20 protein-coding genes are annotated in these 16,471 nt (G+C 71.5%); 4 read left to right on the forward strand and 16 right to left on the reverse strand.

Going from position 1 to position 16,471, the window contains the following annotated elements; genetic code table 11:
- Window positions 1-35: 35 nt before the first annotated feature.
- The 7 genes from ACFZBU_RS39395 to ACFZBU_RS39425 form a co-directional block, all read right to left on the reverse strand.
- Window positions 36-263, reverse strand: coding sequence for a hypothetical protein (locus ACFZBU_RS39395; RefSeq protein ID WP_391588573.1), 228 nt, complete (start codon window positions 261-263; stop codon window positions 36-38).
- Window positions 260-619 (reverse strand): hypothetical protein, encoded by a 360-nt coding sequence (locus tag ACFZBU_RS39400; RefSeq protein WP_391588574.1) that lies wholly within the window; start codon window positions 617-619, stop codon window positions 260-262. The genes ACFZBU_RS39395 and ACFZBU_RS39400 overlap by 4 nt, the downstream gene beginning before the upstream one ends.
- Before the next feature lie 269 nt (window positions 620-888).
- Window positions 889-1,749 carry an SAM-dependent methyltransferase gene (locus tag ACFZBU_RS39405; protein ID WP_391588575.1) on the reverse strand — a complete coding sequence of 287 codons (861 nt, stop codon included), beginning with the start codon at window positions 1,747-1,749 and terminating at the stop codon, window positions 889-891.
- A 317-nt stretch (window positions 1,750-2,066) separates the two neighbouring features.
- On the reverse strand, window positions 2,067-2,489 hold the full coding sequence (locus ACFZBU_RS39410; RefSeq protein WP_391588576.1) for a roadblock/LC7 domain-containing protein: 423 nt from the start codon (window positions 2,487-2,489) through the stop codon (window positions 2,067-2,069).
- Window positions 2,490-2,787: 298 nt separating this feature from the next.
- Window positions 2,788-2,958 carry a hypothetical protein gene (locus ACFZBU_RS39415; protein WP_391588577.1) on the reverse strand — a complete coding sequence of 57 codons (171 nt, stop codon included), beginning with the start codon at window positions 2,956-2,958 and terminating at the stop codon, window positions 2,788-2,790.
- On the reverse strand, window positions 2,955-3,461 hold the full coding sequence (locus ACFZBU_RS39420) for a hypothetical protein (RefSeq protein WP_391588578.1): 507 nt from the start codon (window positions 3,459-3,461) through the stop codon (window positions 2,955-2,957). The genes ACFZBU_RS39415 and ACFZBU_RS39420 overlap by 4 nt, the downstream gene beginning before the upstream one ends.
- A 524-nt stretch (window positions 3,462-3,985) precedes the next feature.
- The gene (locus ACFZBU_RS39425; RefSeq protein ID WP_391588579.1) at window positions 3,986-4,573 is read right to left on the reverse strand and encodes an ATP-binding protein; all 588 of its coding nucleotides are present in this window, start codon (window positions 4,571-4,573) and stop codon (window positions 3,986-3,988) included.
- Between the two features lie 220 nt (window positions 4,574-4,793).
- Between ACFZBU_RS39425 and ACFZBU_RS39430 the strand changes: the two genes are divergently transcribed.
- The 3 genes from ACFZBU_RS39430 (at window position 4,794) to ACFZBU_RS39440 (ending at window position 7,434) form a co-directional block, all read left to right on the forward strand.
- A complete protein-coding gene (locus ACFZBU_RS39430; RefSeq protein ID WP_391588580.1) occupies window positions 4,794-5,663 on the forward strand; it encodes a helix-turn-helix domain-containing protein in 870 nt (289 codons plus the stop codon).
- Window positions 5,664-5,673: 10 nt separating this feature from the next.
- Window positions 5,674-5,868: a DUF397 domain-containing protein gene (locus tag ACFZBU_RS39435; protein ID WP_391588581.1), complete on the forward strand. Its 195-nt coding sequence runs from the start codon at window positions 5,674-5,676 to the stop codon at window positions 5,866-5,868.
- 162 nt (window positions 5,869-6,030) lie between these two features.
- Complete coding sequence (locus tag ACFZBU_RS39440; RefSeq protein WP_391588582.1) at window positions 6,031-7,434, forward strand: helix-turn-helix domain-containing protein; 1,404 nt, start codon at window positions 6,031-6,033, stop codon at window positions 7,432-7,434.
- 54 nt (window positions 7,435-7,488) lie between these two features.
- Here ACFZBU_RS39440 and ACFZBU_RS39445 read toward each other — a convergent pair whose 3' ends face one another.
- The 7 genes from ACFZBU_RS39445 to ACFZBU_RS39475 all read right to left on the reverse strand — a co-directional run bounded on the left by ACFZBU_RS39445 (window position 7,489) and on the right by ACFZBU_RS39475 (window position 11,816).
- Window positions 7,489-8,364, reverse strand: coding sequence for a phosphotransferase enzyme family protein (locus tag ACFZBU_RS39445; protein ID WP_391588583.1), 876 nt, complete (start codon window positions 8,362-8,364; stop codon window positions 7,489-7,491).
- A 240-nt stretch (window positions 8,365-8,604) separates the two neighbouring features.
- Entirely contained in the window at window positions 8,605-9,267 is a 663-nt protein-coding gene (locus ACFZBU_RS39450; RefSeq protein ID WP_391588584.1) for a hypothetical protein, read from the reverse strand.
- Window positions 9,183-9,851 (reverse strand): hypothetical protein, encoded by a 669-nt coding sequence (locus ACFZBU_RS39455; protein ID WP_391588585.1) that lies wholly within the window; start codon window positions 9,849-9,851, stop codon window positions 9,183-9,185. The genes ACFZBU_RS39450 and ACFZBU_RS39455 overlap by 85 nt, the downstream gene beginning before the upstream one ends.
- Before the next feature lie 295 nt (window positions 9,852-10,146).
- Window positions 10,147-10,338: a hypothetical protein gene (locus ACFZBU_RS39460; protein WP_391588586.1), complete on the reverse strand. Its 192-nt coding sequence runs from the start codon at window positions 10,336-10,338 to the stop codon at window positions 10,147-10,149.
- The gene (locus ACFZBU_RS39465; RefSeq protein WP_391588587.1) at window positions 10,335-10,598 is read right to left on the reverse strand and encodes a hypothetical protein; all 264 of its coding nucleotides are present in this window, start codon (window positions 10,596-10,598) and stop codon (window positions 10,335-10,337) included. The genes ACFZBU_RS39460 and ACFZBU_RS39465 overlap by 4 nt, the downstream gene beginning before the upstream one ends.
- A gap of 119 nt (window positions 10,599-10,717) precedes the next feature.
- On the reverse strand, window positions 10,718-10,930 hold the full coding sequence (locus ACFZBU_RS39470; RefSeq protein ID WP_391588588.1) for a hypothetical protein: 213 nt from the start codon (window positions 10,928-10,930) through the stop codon (window positions 10,718-10,720).
- Between the two features lie 100 nt (window positions 10,931-11,030).
- Window positions 11,031-11,816: a hypothetical protein gene (locus ACFZBU_RS39475; protein WP_391588589.1), complete on the reverse strand. Its 786-nt coding sequence runs from the start codon at window positions 11,814-11,816 to the stop codon at window positions 11,031-11,033.
- 95 nt (window positions 11,817-11,911) lie between these two features.
- On the opposite strand from ACFZBU_RS39475, the gene ACFZBU_RS39480 reads away from it, so the two are divergent.
- The gene (locus ACFZBU_RS39480; protein ID WP_391588590.1) at window positions 11,912-12,616 is read left to right on the forward strand and encodes a helix-turn-helix domain-containing protein; all 705 of its coding nucleotides are present in this window, start codon (window positions 11,912-11,914) and stop codon (window positions 12,614-12,616) included.
- 52 nt (window positions 12,617-12,668) lie between these two features.
- Here ACFZBU_RS39480 and ACFZBU_RS39485 read toward each other — a convergent pair whose 3' ends face one another.
- Together ACFZBU_RS39485 and ACFZBU_RS39490 are read right to left on the reverse strand one after the other, a co-directional pair.
- Window positions 12,669-13,820 (reverse strand): hypothetical protein, encoded by a 1,152-nt coding sequence (locus ACFZBU_RS39485; protein ID WP_391588591.1) that lies wholly within the window; start codon window positions 13,818-13,820, stop codon window positions 12,669-12,671.
- Between the two features lie 894 nt (window positions 13,821-14,714).
- Window positions 14,715-16,427 (reverse strand): hypothetical protein, encoded by a 1,713-nt coding sequence (locus ACFZBU_RS39490; protein ID WP_391588592.1) that lies wholly within the window; start codon window positions 16,425-16,427, stop codon window positions 14,715-14,717.
- Between the last annotated feature and the right edge of the window lie 44 nt (window positions 16,428-16,471).

Below are 16,471 nucleotides of genomic sequence, written 5' to 3' on the forward strand. Positions count from 1 at the left end.
CCCGGTGGGATATCGGATCGAGGGCTGATCGAGGTTCAGTGGGACGGGGGTCCGCAACGGCGCAGCACGGCCGCGCGGGCGGCGTCGGGCACGGACTTCAGCAGGGCCTCGGCCGCCGCGCACGCCTGCGCGGTGTTCAACGTCATGGCTTCGGGCGGGGTACTCGCACGTCCACGCGGACCCAGGGTCAGCCGATGCAGACCCTTGTGGGGGCCGGTGGACACGGTGACGACCGGGCCGGGCCGGTGCGGGGTGGGGGTCACGGTCGTTCACCCGCCGACGGCATCGCGTCGACGCCCGTGTAGTCGTCGCCGAGCAACTCCCCGACCAGGTGGTCGAGTTCCCTCGCGGGGATGTCGAGGTCGGCGACGGCCGTCGCGAACACCTGCTCGCCGAGAGCGGGCTGGTGGGCCCGTTCGCAGGCGGCGATCGCCACCGCGCAGTCCTGCCGATCGTCGAGCAGCACCTTCCGAATCCGGCGCGGCGCGTGCCCCCTTGGCGTCTCCCTGCGGGTCAGCACGGCGGCGCCCGTGCCGCCCATCCGCACGTCCCACACCACCCACGTCATGGGATCTCCGCAGGGACGCAGCAGTTCGACGACGCTCGACATGGTCGTCACGACGCGGCCCCTCTCCTGTTGCACCGGGACGGTGTGGCCGAATCGGAGTGTCGTAGGGCGTTTCGGGTGTCGACCGTGGTGTCCGGTCCGGACGGGAGAGCGGTCATCGCTGGTGTGCTCCGGAGGATCGCGCGGTGCGCGGGGTCGGGAACGGAACGGGGGCTCGGTGGGGCGGGCGGGGAAATCACGGCGGTACTGCCGGTCGCCGCCCGGAACACCGGGGCCGCCGCAGGGGTCGTGCCTCGCTGCGGTCGGCAGGGCTGGGTCGTTCAGGTCGTGGTGCGTCGGCCCACACCCGCGAACAGCCAGTCCGTGCCCGCGGGTTGCCCACGGCCGCGGGGCCGGTGCGTGTGCGTGGGTTGCGCCGGGTCCGGGCGCCACAGGTCGGGGCGGGTCAGGCCCGGTGGCAGGAGGTCGAATCCGTCGAAGAACGCGGAGATCTCCGTCTCGGAGCGCATCGTCACCCGCGCGGTGGCGTTCTCGTAGGCGTCCTCGACCGCGGCGACCTGGTCGGCGGACGGTCCTTGGGTGGTGGCGTGCGAGATCACCAGGTGACTGCCCGCGGCCATCGTCTCGCGGTAGGCACGTACGAGGTCGTACGGTTCGTCCTCGTCCGGAACGAAATGAAGGGTGGCGACAAACAGCACCGCGACGCGGCGGCGGAAGTCGATCAGCCTCATGGTGTCGGGGTGCCCAAGGATGTCGTGGGGTCGGCGCATGTCGCCGGTGATCACCGTGGTGTTCGCGCCGCCGGCGAGCAGGGCTCGCCCGTGCGCCAGCACCACCGGGTCGTTGTCCACGTAGACCACCCGCGCGTCGGGGTTCACCGCCTGGGCGATCTCGTGCACGTTGCCCACCGTGGGCAGACCGGCGCCGAGGTCGATGAACTGCTCGATCCCCTCGTCGGCGAGGCACCGCACGGCGCGTTGGAGGAACCGCCGGTTCCCCCATGCCGCTTCGCGAACCCCCGCACTCGCGGCCAGGACGCGCTCCGCGGCCTCGCGGTCGACGGCGAAGTTGTCCTTGCCGCCGAGGTAGTAGTCGTACATGCGGGCCGGTGTCGGTCGCGTGGTGTCGACTCCCGACGGTTGGTGTGTTTCCCGTTCTGCGGGTACGTGATGGTCGGTCATGAGGTCCCTCCTCGGGGTGGTGGGCCGGCGCCGGGCCGCAGGAACGTTCGCGGTGGTCGGGTGCTGTCGGCAGGGTGGTCCGACGTCTCGCGGTTTCGGTGTTCGGGGTGAGGGGGCGCACAGCCGAACTCGTCCGAGGCGTGAATCGGATCCCGCGGTGCGTCGTGGGCGTGGTCGTCCGGGCGTCGACGGGTGTGGGCCGGGCGACTGCGGTCGGGGCGCCGGGCGGATCGGGCGGCGCATGTCGGTGTGCCGTGGGCGGTGGCCGCGGGCACGGGCGGTCGGGTCCGGGAGGAGGTGGGGTGCGGACGCGGTGTTCACGCGGTCCGCCGGGGGTTCGGTGCCAGGACGGTGGCGAGGAGGGCGGCGGTGCGGGTGGTGGCCTCCCCGATCTTGTGGTGGTCGATGTCGGCGCGGGTCACCACGACGAGCGTGCGGAGTGCGGGACCCGACACGGGGACCAGGACGAGGTATCCGCGTTCGAACTCGACCGTGTGGCGGGCCAGGGGGCCGCAGTCGAGGGTGTGGGCCGGGGACAGTGCCGCGGCGAGTTTGTGCACGCCGGCGCACGTGGTGGCCAGGGTGTCGATCACGTGCGGGGTGGGGGCGGTTTCGGTGTGGAGGTCGCGGCCGACGCAGATGTCGGTGAAACCGTCGTCGGTGACGAGCTGTGCGAGGCGGACCCCCGGCAGGTCGGCGAGGTCGGCGAGCAGCGCGTGGGGCGACTGGGGTGCGGTCACGGGGCTTCCCGGGGGTCGATGGTTTCGGCGGCTGCGCGTACGCCGCGGTAGTAGGCGCTCATCCGGGCACCGACCTCGCTGGGCGAAGGCCGTCGGGACGGGTGCGTCGTGGACGCGACGGCGGCGGACCGGTGCGGGGACTGCGGGGTGCGCGGACGGATCGGCAGCGCGAAGCAGGGTTCGCCGGCCGAGGATTCGGGCGCCGGCGGCGGATCGTCGGGCCGCTCCGGCGGACGGCGCCACGGTCGCCACGTTCCGCCGGGCCAGATCGGCGGGTGCGAGGACACAATGACGTCCCTCACGAGCGCGGGCGTTTCTGGGCACGCGACACCTCGAACACCCGCTCGCCCAGGGCGGGCAGCCGGGCCTGTTCGCAGGCGGCGCCCCCGACGCGCACGTCCCACGCCACCGGTGTGCGGGAATCCGTTCCGGGCCGCAGGAGTTCGGCGACCCGCGCCATGGTGGTCACGACGCGGCCCGTCCCTGCTCGGACCCGGCCGGTTCGGCGCCCAGGAGGGCCAGAGGGCGATCGATTCCCATCGTCACGCCGTCGTACGCGAGGGCGAGGTAGTCGACCCAGGCGGCCGCCAACGGAATGCTGTGGAAGGCGAATTCCTCTCGCGAGCACACCCACACGCCGACGCGGTCCCGCCCGCGCTGCGAGGCGAGGCGATGGAGCACCAGCGTGATGTATCGGTCGGCGGCGAGCCGTCCACGAATGGCGCCCGCCAACGCGGCGATGCGGTGTGACGGGATCGAGTTCGCGGTTTCGCCCAGTTCCTCGGCCAACAGGTCGCGCACGTCACGCTCCACGTTGGTGACCGAGGCGCCGCACCACTCCCACACCGTCCCGGAACCGGAGGAGAAGAGCTCGGTCCACCTCGGCAGGGATCCCGGCACCACGGCCTCGATGCGGGCCCGCACACCGTCGGCCGGGTGCGGGACGTCCCCGACGTCCACGGAGGTGTCCACGTGTGCTTTCCCTTCGGATCGAGTCGGATCGAGGTCGTCGGGGTGGTGGCACGAGACGCCTCGTGCCACCACCCGTGGGGCCGGCGTCGTCGGCGGCCCCACCTTTCCCCGTCGTGCGCTCGACCCCTTCGTGGGGAGCGCGCCGAGCGGAGGTGGCGAGTGGTGGAGCGTCTACGGGGAGGACGTTCCACCACCTGCCCCTCGGACCGCCACGGGCGCGGACCGAAGTCGTCCCGGCCGACGCGGTCCGGCGGCTCACGAGGCCGCGTCGGCCGGTCCTCCCGCACACCGCGGATCGCGCGGTGTGCGGGGGCCGGGGCCGCCGGGCGGGTGGGCCCGACGGGAGGAACCGACCGCGCTCCGGACAGGGCTCCGGACCGCGGGGCGGTCGCCAGGAAAGGAAGGTTCCCTCCCGGCGACCCGACTCGCGGCGCGCACCCCCACACGTGGGGGCCGCGAGCTCCGACACCGGCGCCGGTGCGGGCTGGCGCCGGCGGTCTCGGGGCGGACGGCCGACCGTCTTCTTACGCGGGGTGCCCCGCGAGCACGGTGGCCGGGGTCCGGGACCGTATTCGAGAGTGGCCGTTGCGGTACCGATCCACGCGGTGAAGCGACACGGGGGCGACGACGGGCGGAACGTCGTGCCCCGAGCCCCCGACGGCGCCCGGACGGTGGGTGCGGCCGGCCGAGGGGTTGCCGGACGCATCGACGTTCTCCCAATAGACGATCTTGCCGTCGGTGCGATCGTCCACCCCCCAACAGCCGGGCAACGCCGCCACCAGGACCATCCCGCGACCCGATTCGTCGCCGTCGCCGAGGACCCGCGGCCGACGACGGGTGTGGTCGCACACCTCGACGCGCAGCCGCACGGCTCCGTACTGACGCACGGTCAGCAGCAGCCCCGCAGCGGCCCCGCCCCCGTGGCACAGCGCGTTCGACAGCAGTTCGGAGGTGACGAGTTCGGCGCACTCGACCAGGTCCTCGGCGACACCCCAGCGGCTCAGTTCCGCGACCGCTGCACGGCGGAGTCGACCGACGGCCTTCGCCGTGCCCTCCTCGCGCCATTCCGAGGTGCGCGTACGATTCGCGGACGACGGTTCGATCTCGGACACAACGACGACCTCTCCCGCTGAGGACTTGTGATCACGCGACGTCGTGGAGCACGTCCGTTTCGGTGACGGTCCGGAGTATTCAGCGTGTGGCCGATCCGATGGAACGCTCACGGCGGAAGTGTCCGCATGGGCCTCTCGCGCCCTCCCTTCCGGCCTGTTCCACCCTGTAACTTCCCCTGTGACCGCTCCCTTGGAGACACTGTCCAGGCGAAGGAGTCTCATGAACGGTCCGAAGGTCGGTTCCGAACCGACGGCTCGACGGCGACAACTCGGGTTGCGCCTGGCGGCGTTGCGCGGCGCCAGCGGACTCACCGCCGAACAGGCGGGCGAACGCGCGGGCCTGTCCAAGGCCACGGTCTCCCGATACGAACGTGCGCGATGCACGGTGCGATGGGGGCACGTGGATCAACTGTGTCGGGTGTACGACGCCCCGGACCGGGAACGCCAGGCACTGATCGAACTCGCCAAGCAGAGCCGGGTCACCGACGCGTGGTGGCTGCCCCACGCCGGCGAACTCGACGAACATATGCGGCTGTTGCTCGCTTTGGAGAACGAGGCGACCCGCATCGGCCAACACTCGGTGGGCATCGTCCCCGGCCTCCTGCAGACCGAGGCGTACACCCGGGCGATCGAGGCGGCCCCCGGCGCGGCGCTCTCACCCGAGGCACTGGACCGGTACGTGCGCGTGCGAGGACAACGGCAGCTCATCCTGGACCGCCCCTCCCCTCCCGCGTACTCCGTGGTCCTGGACGAGGGCATCATCCGCCGCAGGGTGGGCAGCCCCGAGGTGACGGTGGCGCAACTCGACCACCTGCTCGACCGGGGCCGCGAACCCCACATCACCATCCAGGTCCTGCAGTTCTCCGCCGGCGCCCACGCCGCAGCCCTGCACGGATTCGTCGTGTACGGCGGATCCGACGCCGCGCTCGACACCGCGTTCGTGGAGACCCTGAGCGGCCGCCTCCTCCTCGAGGAACACCAGGCGACGGCATACACGCGCGCCCTCGCATCCCTGCGCCGCAAGGCGTTGGACACGACCTCCTCGGCCGAGTTGATCGCCGAGGCCCGCACCATCCACCAGCGAAACTAGCGAGGATCCAGTGGCCGAGCAGACGAACCGATGGCGCAAGAGCAGCTACAGCGCCTCGCCCCAGAGCGAGTGCGTGGAATGCGCGCCGCTCGACCCTCACGCCGTGGGCGTCCGGGACTCCAAGAACCCGGGCGGACCGCATCTCCACGTGCACGCCGGCGCGTGGAACGCCTTCCTGGCCACGACCCGCGGCGCGCCGCAATAGCCCGACGGCGACGTCCGGGCGCCGCCGTCCCCGTTTCGCCGTCTCGGCAATCGTTCTCCACGTGCAACGCGAAATCCAGACAAACCCCGCACATCGATGGTCGGCGATGCGGACAATGAGACGCCGACCACGTTGTCCGCATCGGACCGACCGGGGGAGCCCATGTCACAAAAGCCCAAACCCCTCGACGACACCGTCTCGGTCCGCGCGTGGTGGGGCGTGGAGTTACGCAACTGGCGCCGGGTCCGGGGCCTGTCCTCCACCGCCCTCGGCAAGACCGTGCACCTCAGCGGCACCTCGATCGAACGCATCGAGAAGGACGAACGTCCCTGCAACGCCGTGCTGGCCGCCCGTCTCGACGATGTCCTGGACGCCGGAGGGGCGCTGCGACGGCTTTGGCGACGCGTGGAGGACGACTCGTGCCGGCACCCGGATGCGGACAGCCTCGCCGCCGGCTCGTCCCTGCAGGGCTCGACGCCCGCCTCGGCGGGCATCCTCCAACATGCGTCACCCACCTGTTCGGACTGTTCGGATCGGAGTGCAAGTGCCATGGAACGTCGCGCTTTTCTGGCCGTAGGCGGACTGGCCGCCTTCACCCCCACCGCGTTCACCGATGCGTTCGCCCACGCGGGAACGCCCCTGCCCGCACGCGTGACCCGATGCGACGTCGAACAGGTGCGGACCGCGTCCACCACCTTTGCGGGGTGGGACAACCTCTACGGCGGCGGCGGCATCGTGCGCAATGCCTCCATCGGACAACTGCGCTGGGCGCGAGGTCTGCTCGACCTCCCCTGCCCGCCTCGTCTGCGCCCGGCCCTGTTCACGGCCGTCGGGCACATGGCGGCCGTCCTGGGGGCCTCGGCGTTCGACGCCTTCGAGCACGAGGACGCCGCAGCCCTGCTGACGCTCGCCACGGACTGCGCCGAGCAGGCCGACGACTGGCACCTGCGGGCGCACGCGCTGAACTGGCGGGCGCGGCACGCCATCTGGTGCGGACGCCCCGACGACGGCCTCACCCATGCCGAGCAGGCCTTGGTGCGCGCCGACCGGCTCAACCCGCGCGAACGAGCTGCCGTACACAACGCCCGCGCACGGGCACTGGCGAAGATGGGCGACCGTCAGGCGACGCTGGCCGCGATCGGCGCATCGGACGACGCGTTCGCGCACGCCGGCGCCGACGACAACGACCCCCCGTGGATGGCGTACTACGACAACGCGCAACACCACGGGGACACCGCCCACGCCGCATTCGACATCGCGGTCCTGCCCGGACAGTCCACGAAGGAGGCGAGCGAACGCTTCGTCACCGCCATCAACGGACACACCGACGCCTATGTGCGCTCCCGCGCGTTCAGCGGCACCAAGTTGGCGACGCTCACCATGATCACCGGCGACCCCCGGGAAGCCGCCGCGATCGGGCACCGGGCCCTGAACGAGGTGGACCGACTGCGCTCCAAGCGCGCCGCCTGGGACATGGGGGACTTGTTCAGCGCGTCCGCCTCCCATCGACGCGTGCCCGAGATCATCGCCCTGCGCGAACGCATCAAGGCCGTCGTCACGGCGTGACCGCCACGCCGTCGTCGTGACAAGGCCCGGCGTGCCCACGCGCTTTCGACCGCCTCACGGACACGGCGTCCAGGTCCACGGTCGCGGGCCGTTGCGCCCGCGCAGACAATCGACGCGCCACCGGGCCTCGCGCGTGTAGACGGAATTCTCCGAGGCCAGCTGGATCACGTACGACGTCATGCGCAATTCGCGGATGTCCCGCAGCAACGCATACCCGCTCCAGGCCGTGACGTCGGTTCCGTACGCGGCGACGAACGCCCCGTAGTCCGCAGCGGAGATCTGGCGCAGGGACGTGTATCCGATCGCGGTCGACACGAGGTCCCACTCGGGCGGCCCCACCGCGAAGCGTTCGAGGTCCAACAATCGGCCCACCCCGGTCGCGTCCACCGCCACGTTGCCGCCGTACAGGTCACCATGCACGGCCGCCTCCGGAAGACCCGCCGGCAACCCGGCTTCCCACTGTGCCGTGAGGTGGGCCAGGCGATCGAGCAACCAGCCGCGGTCGTCCGCGTCGATCACCGTCGCCGCGGACAGCCGCTCTGTGAGCCGCACGAAGGGGGCCAGCACCCCGAAACCCTCGTCTCGGGGAACGGGCAGGTCGTGCAGGCGGCGCATCAACACCGCGATCTCCACGGGCGTACCCGCGCGATGCGCGGGAAGCTCACGCCAGAACGTCACGGGCCGATCCTCGACCACCAGAGGCTGGTCGACCTCGAGCGCCTCGACCGCGGGTATCCCGTGCGACGCGAGCCAGCGCGCCACCCGTATCTCCCGGGCGGCCGACGCCTGTTGACCGGCACGCGCGATACGCACGACCACACCACCGGGACATCGATACAGGGCGTTCTCCCCCATGCGGATCACCTCCGCCGCGTCCGAATCGAAGCCGTACCGCCGACAGGCCACCGCGAGAATCGACGCAACAGTCATGCCTGGAGCGTCGCACACCCCACCACGCGCACACGCAGACCGTCGGACGCACGCACGGCGCCCGATGACGTGATTCTCCGGGTCAGGAGAGAACGACGCGGAGAACACGTGCAGGGTCAAGATGAAGGCCGCTGCCTCTCCGTCCGTATCGACGGTGATTGCGACGAGGTTCTTCCGATCAACGCGACAACGATCTCTCGGCCGCTTCGACTCGACTCCCGCTCGTCCGCGGGAACCACATCACCGCGTCCTTTGGCCGGGCTGCCTCGTGTGCCAGGGACTTCCGCATCGTTCGATCTCGGCGAGTGCGGCGTCCCGCTCAGTTTCGGCGGCCTCCCGGGCCTGGTGCGGGGTCAGGGCGCCGGGGGCCACCCGCTGGAGGATGAACGCGTACTGTTCGGGGCTCTCGGCGACCTTGACCGTCAACTCGACGGGCGTTTGGGTGTAGTTCGCCGCGTCGTCCAGCATGGCTCGGGCTGCGCCGACCCAATGGGCGACCATCTCGCGAGCCGGTTCGAACTCCATCGCCGCGCCGTTGCGGAAGTCGATAGAACGCATCGCCGTCTCGGCTTCCTGCCGGGCGATCCAGCGTTCGTGAGCTTCGTCGTCCCAGGCTCCGAGTGCCTCCTCCAGTTCGATGACGCGATCCCTCAGGGCGGGGAAGTGGGTCTTGAGGAGGCGTTCGAGGGCGGCGTCGATCGCCTTGTGGTCGATGGTGTCGACGTCGTCGGCGTCGATCGTGGCGACGGTGCGCAGATCGGCCTCGGACGGGGCCAGAACGGAAGGCCGCTCGACGGCAGCGCCGGTGGGGTGCGGGTCTACGGCGTCCGAGGAGTGTTCGCGCCCGGGCGTGCGGGGCGGGGGTCGTCGGGGGCGAGGGAGTGGCTCATGTCGGCGAACCATGCAGCGCCGTCGTCGACGGTGGTGACGCCGGCGTCGACCATGTCGCCGAGGAGGCCGAGTACGGCCCGGGGGCCGAGGGCGTGGGCGTGGCGCAGGACGCGGGCGTCGGCTTGGCGGCCGGTGATGTGTCGTTCCCAGGCCAGGAGCGCGCCGATCGCGGGTCGCGCGGCGGTTTCGATGTGCTCGGGGTGCAGCCCGTGTTCGGCGGGGCGGGTGGCCTCGATCGCGGTGCGGATGATGGTCTTGTGGAGGTCTCCTTCGGGTCGGCGGAAGCGGCGGCTGCCGGGGCCGATGTGGAGGTAGCGGCTCATCTGCCGGGCGAAGAGCCGGCCGTGGCTCATCCGCCGGAGTGCCGCTTCGTGGCCGGTGGTTCGGCGTCGGTGAATGGTGAGGGAGTCGAGGGCGTCCTGTGCGGTGGCGCCGATGGTCGTGTGGGGTCCGGCGGTGGCCGCCCAGATCATGTTCGGGCGGTACGTCAGGGTGATGCCGTTTCCCGCCGTCCAGGTGCACTGTCCGGTCCGGGTGAGGGTTAGGGGTTCGCCGAGGTGGGTGACGTTCCCCGGAGTGACGGTCTCTTCGCTCATGATCGGCTTCCGATCGTCGTGGCGGGCTCTTCGTGCGGTCGGGTAGGTCGAGGGGAACGGCCGGCGCCCGGGCCCCGGTGCGGGTTCGGGCGCCGGCGGGCGGGTCGGCCTTTCGGTTCAGTGCATGTCGCATTCCCAGACGGCGTCGCGAACGCGGTCGTCGTCCCCTGGGCCGGGGCTGTCGATGTGCGCGGCGACCCCGGCGCAGCCTTGGCGAGGTGGGGTCAAATACGTGTGATCAGGACGCCCAACTCGACCACGGAGCAGGCCATCCCGAGGAGGTGAACGAACCGCATCACGCGTCCCTTTCGTCCCACCATGACGCGGCGACCGAGTTCTCGATGTGTCGCCGGAGGTGGCTCCGGGCCCAGTCGTCCCGCTGGTGCTCGGTCATCCGGTCCCAGTCGTCGGGAGCGTCGACCACCGCGTCGCCGTCGAAGGCGGTGGCGGCGGACATCGCGACGTGCAGGACGATGCGCGTGGTCACGACGCCTCCTTCTCGCGGTGGCGCTCGGCGGCGCTGGTCAGAAGCCCGGTGTACATCGCGCAGTGAACGTCGCGGCCGGTCTGCGGGTCGGCCGTCCAGGCCGCGAACCAGGGGCTCGCGCCGGCGGCCGCGCTGCCGATGTAGGCGTCGATCGCCGTGGGCGGCGGGGCGATGCTCTCGGTGGTGTCCTGGGCGACGAGGCCCTGGGTCGAGTTGATCTCGTAGGTGTGGGACGGGTGGGTGCACAGGCGGGCGGACACGAGGCTCCCTGGTATCGCGTGGTCGGGTGGTTTCGGATCGAACCGATGGGGCCGGCAAGTCCGGTCCCGGTCGCCCCGTTGGCGGCGGACGACCGGGACCGACCTGGAATGCGTCGGGTTCAGGGACGGCCGACGTCGAAGAAGACGCGGTCCCCGTTGATGCGCGGCGCGTGATACGCGTACGTACCCTGACCGCGCAGGTGTTCGGCCACCCGTGCGGCGGTCGCGACGTTGGCGCAGGTCAGCAGGTCACCGAACAAGGCGTCCGTCTTGAACGTGCAGTTCGGGTCGATCGTGCGGGCTTGGATCAGGCGAGAGTCGTCGCTGCTCATGAGGGCCTCCGGTTGTGGGTGTCGAAGGCGGCCGGTCGTCCGGGGCGCCTCACCGATTCCGGAACCGTCGTACGTGGTTCCGGGACCGGTGAGGCGCCGCTCAGCCGCCTTCCGCCTCGCGGCGCAGTTCGGCGAGGGGCAGTGGGCGGGTGACGCGATTGCGCGTCCGGCGGAGAACGGCGTAGGGGCCGAGCTCCTGGCGCATGCCTTCTTCGCGGCGTTCGTTTTCGCGGTAGCGCTCGGGGTTGACCTCGAAGAGGTGCTTCCACTGCTTCTGTCCCGCACGGACGCAGGCGCCGCCACAGTTGTTGTGTGAGAAGCCCTGGGCGTAGAGCCGAGGCGGTTCAATCCCGAGCGCACGCGACCAGTCCATCATTTGTTGTTTGTTCAGGTAGGGGCGCCGAAGCAGCGGGAACGAGGTTCGCCACGGTTTCCACGCGGACCAGATGCCGGGGAGGCGAATGCGTTCCCCGTCGTCGAGGCCGATGTAGAGGACCGTATTGGCGGGGTCCTTGTTGGCCTTGAGCCAGTTGCGGCAAGGGATTTGCTTGAGGAACTTGGTGCACGGGGCGACGCGATTGTTCCCAATGAATCCGACGTCCTCGAACACGTCCCACGGTGCGCGACCGTCACGGACGATGGTGAGGGGAACGCCGACCTGCTCGGAGGTCTCGCGGGCGAAGCGCCATAGATCGTCGTCTTCAACCGTGGTGTCGGCAATGAGCAGGGTCAGGTTCGCCGTGCCCCATTTCCACGCCACGCGTTGAGTGGCGGCCCAGGAGCCCATGCCGCCGGAGAACTGCACGACGTGTTGCAGCGGCTCGGCCGTCTCGGTTTCGGTTTCGATGTTCGCGATCACGCTCTGTCCGGTGTTCCGGATGGGCATGTGCGCCTCCCGATCAAATGTTGTCTATATGCTATGTCAAGATCTCTATATAGACAACACACGGAGGGGCTGCTTCGATGGGATACCGTTCCGGCATGCCCGATCCCGAGTCCGATGCCGCCGTCGCTCCCACCGTCGTCGCAGGCCGCGAGGCGTTCGGCCGGCGTCTGCGGGCCCTGCGCGCGGACCTCACCCAGGACGAGCTCGCTCGTGCCGCCGGCATGGGCGCGGTGTACTACAGCAAGATCGAGACCGGTCGCCACAGCACGTCGCTGGACAAGATCCTGAACCTCGCCCACGCCCTCGAAGTCCCCGTGGCCGAGCTGTTCGTTCCCGGTCCCGCGCCGCGCCCGCTCGCGGCGCGCCGTGCGGCCGTCGGACGGCGTGTGCGGCTGATTCGCGCCGAACGCACGCCCACCGAGGTCGCCCGGGCGGCCGGAATGGACGAAGTCCACTACGCGGCGGTCGAGGCGGGGGCGCAGGACGTTTCCCTGGACGCGATCCTGGCCGTCGCCGATGCTCTCGGCGTGCCCGCGGCGGAGCTCCTCGTCCCGGCCCCGCCCGATCCAGAGCCGAGCGTCGTCGCGGCGGAACGCGAGGTTTTCGGGCGCCGTCTGCGAAGCCTGCGCGCCCAACGCAGGCAATCCGACGTCGCCCAGGCCGCCGGAATCGACCGGGCCTACTACCTGGGTGTCGAGGCCGGACGGCGCAACCCCTCCCTGGACACGATCCTGGCCGTCGCCGACGCTCTCGGCGTGGGCGCGGCCGACCTGTTCGTCGAGGTTTCGGACGAGGCGTAGGTCCGCAGGGACGGGGCCGTCGTCGTATCCGCGGCGCGATGTCGACGGTGGGTCATCGCGCCCGGTCGCCGTCGGCCCACAGCGGCCACGACGCGTCGATCGCGTAATCGACCCGGCCGCCCTTGCGGGGGATCACGACCAGGGATCGGTGGGTGTACGTCGCGGTCCAGCGTGACCATCGGGTCGAGAGCCCGCGGTCGATCGTCTGCTCGAACGCGGTGTCCCACAGGTCCACCGTGTGCCCGGGAGCCGGGCGCAGTGTGTGTTCGTAGGTGATCGCGCACGGGACCATCACGCGTCCGTCGGCGAGTTGCCAGGCCTGGCCCACCGGCGCCGGCCACACGGCGGTGGCCACCGATCGGGTTCCGCCGCCGGTGAGGAAGCGGCCGAGCTGGCGGGGCTCCCAGAGGCCGGCGAGGTCGGATCGCCGACGGCGTACTTCCGGTCCCCAGGAAACGCCCTGCTCCCAGGCGGGGTTGGTGACGTCCTGGGTGGCGGCGAGTTTGCGGCACACGTCGGCGGGGTCGGTGGCGAGTCCGGCCGGGTCGGTCGGCGGGACCCAGGTTCCGCCGGGGCCGACCGCCGGCGGGTCGACGTCGTGGGGCCCGCGCCAACCGAACGGCATCAGCCACCACGCGGTGCGCCACCGGAGGTCCGCGCCGCGGTGGAACCACAGGTACTCGGGCCGGCGGACGACGTTGTTCGTGGCGGTCGAGGGCCTTTGGACGACGGTCGCCAGGAACCACTGGTCGCCGGTTCGGGTGGTGGGCGGCGGCAGGTGGACGTCGATGCTCACGGCGGTGGCGTAGCGGTAGGTGGACGCCTCGGTCGCGGTGCGGGTGGCGCCGTAGCGGTGGACCCGGTCGGCCGCGCCGCGGTTGACCAGGGCCGCGTTGCCTTCCTCGAAGGCCACCAGCTCGGTGACGTCCGAGGGATCGGTCCATCGGGATCGGGCCTGGTAGTACGCCTCGACGACGGCGCGCGCCTCGGCGGCGGTGACCGGGGGCGCGAACGACGGGGTGGGCGTGCCGGGCCCCGGTGTGGCGGGCGCCCGGTCCTGGTGGCGCGCGGCTGCGGGCCGGGGCTGGGGCTGGGAGTTCGTGGTGTCCGGGCTGAGGAGCCAGCATCCGACGCAGGCCCAGGCGACGACGATCGGCAGCGCGAGAAGGCGAAGTCTGCGGCGTGGGGGCGTGGTTGATCGCATGGTGTACCTCTCGACGAGGGGCGGCGGGGTCGTTCGCGTGGCGCTTGGCGCATCCGGCCGGTGTGGTCACGGCATGGGCGCACGCCCGTCGCGGGCGAACCCGAGGCGACGGGTGGGAAAATGGCCGGTCGGGCCGCGCGTTGCGAGGGGGCGGTTCGTGTCGGCGGCCGTGGGGAGGCCGCGAGGGGCGGGCGCGGTGCTCGACGCGCGCCGGCGGGAATGGATCCGCCGAGGGAGCCGGCAATGGTGGTCGTCGACCCCGCCGGCCCGGCACGCGGGCGCGGCCCGGGTGACTTGGGAGGGATCGTACGCGGCACACGCGGTCGCGGCCAAGGGGTCCAAGGCCTGCGGTGGTGGGCGATTCAGGGGTCGGGGAACTTCCGGACGGGGCAGGCGCCCGGGACGACGGAGGCGAGGGAGGCCCGGGCTACGCCCGCCGGGCCGGGCGGTTCGTGGTTCGGGGTGGCGCGCGGGCCGCGAGCCACACCTCCGGGACCGACTGGTACGCCGTCGTCGCCCGGGACGGCGAAACCCCGGCGGGATTCGGTACGCCGCTCCCCTGAGTCCCCGGACGCGTTGGTGGGGGCCGATGATCGAGCCCTTGCCCGAGGAGTACACCCGTGAGACCGGCAGCCGAGCCCTGGGCCTGTTCGAGTTGATGCCGCTGCCCGCGTACCGCGGCGTCGGCCTCTCCCGCCGGTTGCACGACGAACTCCTTGGCGCGCGGGCCGAGTCGAGGGGGCGCCTGTTCGTCGACCCGGCGCACGACAAGGCCTCGCGATCTACGAGGTCTGGGGGTACCGGCGCGTCGGGGACGCGCAGCCGTTCGCCGACTCGCCGCGATTCGCGGTCATGGTCCACGAACGCCCGTAGCCCGGAGACACGGTCGCCCCGTCATGGGCCGGGTTCTCGTGGTTCCCGTTGCCGGCGGGTGAGCTCCCTCGCCCGCTCGACGCGCGCCCGATGGGGACCGCGGCGTGTCGTGCACGTCGCGCCGGGTTCGCTCGCGCAGTCGGGGCAGGCCACCTCGTCGGGTCGTCTCGGTCGGGACGACGAGGCCCGGTCGCGTTCGAGGACTCGGGCCTTGCGCTCGTCCAGGATCGGTCGCAGCCGTTCGTCGTGGGGCAACGGCCGCGCCTGCCCGGTGCCGATCGGGTCGACGTTCACGCACTCCCGGCCCTTGCCGGCCAGGCACAGCGGGCATGTCTCCTTGATCCAGAACCGGCGGGCCACCTGTTCCTGCAAGGTCCGTTTCCGCGTCGGCCGACGCTCGCCCCCGGCCCGCGCAGAGGGTGACGTCGCGGCGGGCGAGGTGGTTCGATCCAGGGCCGCGCGGGACTTCCAGTAGGCGACCGCGGCCACTTGGCGTGGGGCGAGGAAGGATCCCGCCTCGGTCGCCGCCCGCACGAGCTGCTCCACACGATGGCCCACCTGCGTGGGCGACAGGGAACGACCCGGGAGGCGAAGGTCGTCGATGATGGCTTGCACCCGCCGGGACGGGTTCACCTGTGCCTCGCGTCCCTCCTCCCGCAACGCGGCGATGCGGTCGGCCGCCGCGTCCGCGATCCGCGTCTCCTCGTCGTTGCGGTCGTACCCGGCGGTCGCGTTGGCGCGAACCAGGAGCACACCGAGTTCCTCGGCGTCGCGGCCGGTCGTCGCCTCGGCCAGGCGGCTGAACAGCGCTCGGCGAACCTCGATCTGAAGATCCAACCAGGCGCGCGCGTCCGCCAGTTCGGAGGTCAGCCGCTCCCGGGTCCGGTCGTCCACCCCGGTCAGGATGCGGATCTCGTAGCACACCCGGTGTACCTCGACCACGGCCTCGATCTTGCGCGCCTCCGCGAGGCGGCGCAGCAGGGACTGCGCTCGCGCGTGGGGGTCCGGTCCCTTCCTGGCCTTCGCGCCGGTGGGCCACCGCAGGGGTGGAGGCGTCCTGCGGGAGCGGACGATCCGCTCGACGGCCGGTGTCGAGAGTCCGTGTTCGGTGGTGGCGCATTCGTCCAGGCCGAACCACTCGACGGGTCGGGCGAACTCCTCGGTGCCGATCCGGACCCGGCGGGTCGTGCCCTCGCTGTCCAGGCGGATCCGGTGGACGTACCGGTGGCGAACCAGGGTGTCGCGGTCCACCGGGACCGACACGCCCAGCACCGGTTCGTGGCCCTGGTCCCATCTCGGGGGCACCTCCCGGTCCAGGTGCACGCGTAACGCGGCGTCCCGCCAGCGGATGTCGACCACCGATCCGATCGGCGCGCCGTCGGGGCGGGCGAAGGTGAAATCGGCCCGGTCCCCGCGGCCTTCGAGCCACGCGGCGGTCGCGGACCGCACGTAGAGGTGGTCGGCACTGGACACGCCCCGGGCGTGGCGCCCACACACGTGCGGCGCCCCGTCGGGGTCGGGCAGATGCGAAAAGTGGCACACCCGATCGGTGTACAACTTGGTGGTCAGTCGGCCGCCGCAGCCCCCGAGCAGGAGGCCGCACCAGTACGTGTCGTCCTGGTGGCGTCGCCGGAAGGCGCTCAACTCGATCGCCTCCAGGGGCAGCAACAGGGGCTCGTCCGAGTCCGCGTCGCCCAGTACCGCCGTCTGTATCCGCCGCCTGTCCTCCGGCACGCCCCCACCTTCCGCCCGGTCGTATGGCTCGCCTTCATCCTCGC

The sequence above is a fragment of the Embleya sp. NPDC008237 genome (genome assembly GCF_042956465.1).
GTDB lineage: Bacteria > Actinomycetota > Actinomycetes > Streptomycetales > Streptomycetaceae > Embleya.

Excerpts from the sequence above, each read along its gene's own strand:
- ACFZBU_RS39430 (WP_391588580.1), top strand. The coding sequence starts at position 4,794 with ATGAACGGTCCGAAGGTCGGTTCCGAACCGACGGCTCGACGGCGACAA.
- ACFZBU_RS39480 (WP_391588590.1), top strand. The coding sequence starts at position 11,912 with ATGCCCGATCCCGAGTCCGATGCCGCCGTCGCTCCCACCGTCGTCGCA.
- ACFZBU_RS39470 (WP_391588588.1), bottom strand. The coding sequence starts at position 10,930 with ATGAGCAGCGACGACTCTCGCCTGATCCAAGCCCGCACGATCGACCCG.
- ACFZBU_RS39455 (WP_391588585.1), bottom strand. The coding sequence starts at position 9,851 with ATGAGCGAAGAGACCGTCACTCCGGGGAACGTCACCCACCTCGGCGAA.
- ACFZBU_RS39485 (WP_391588591.1), bottom strand. The coding sequence starts at position 13,820 with ATGCGATCAACCACGCCCCCACGCCGCAGACTTCGCCTTCTCGCGCTG.
- ACFZBU_RS39450 (WP_391588584.1), bottom strand. The coding sequence starts at position 9,267 with ATGGTTCGCCGACATGAGCCACTCCCTCGCCCCCGACGACCCCCGCCC.
- ACFZBU_RS39405 (WP_391588575.1), bottom strand. The coding sequence starts at position 1,749 with ATGACCGACCATCACGTACCCGCAGAACGGGAAACACACCAACCGTCG.
- ACFZBU_RS39440 (WP_391588582.1), top strand. The coding sequence starts at position 6,031 with ATGTCACAAAAGCCCAAACCCCTCGACGACACCGTCTCGGTCCGCGCG.
- ACFZBU_RS39475 (WP_391588589.1), bottom strand. The coding sequence starts at position 11,816 with ATGCCCATCCGGAACACCGGACAGAGCGTGATCGCGAACATCGAAACC.
- ACFZBU_RS39445 (WP_391588583.1), bottom strand. The coding sequence starts at position 8,364 with ATGACTGTTGCGTCGATTCTCGCGGTGGCCTGTCGGCGGTACGGCTTC.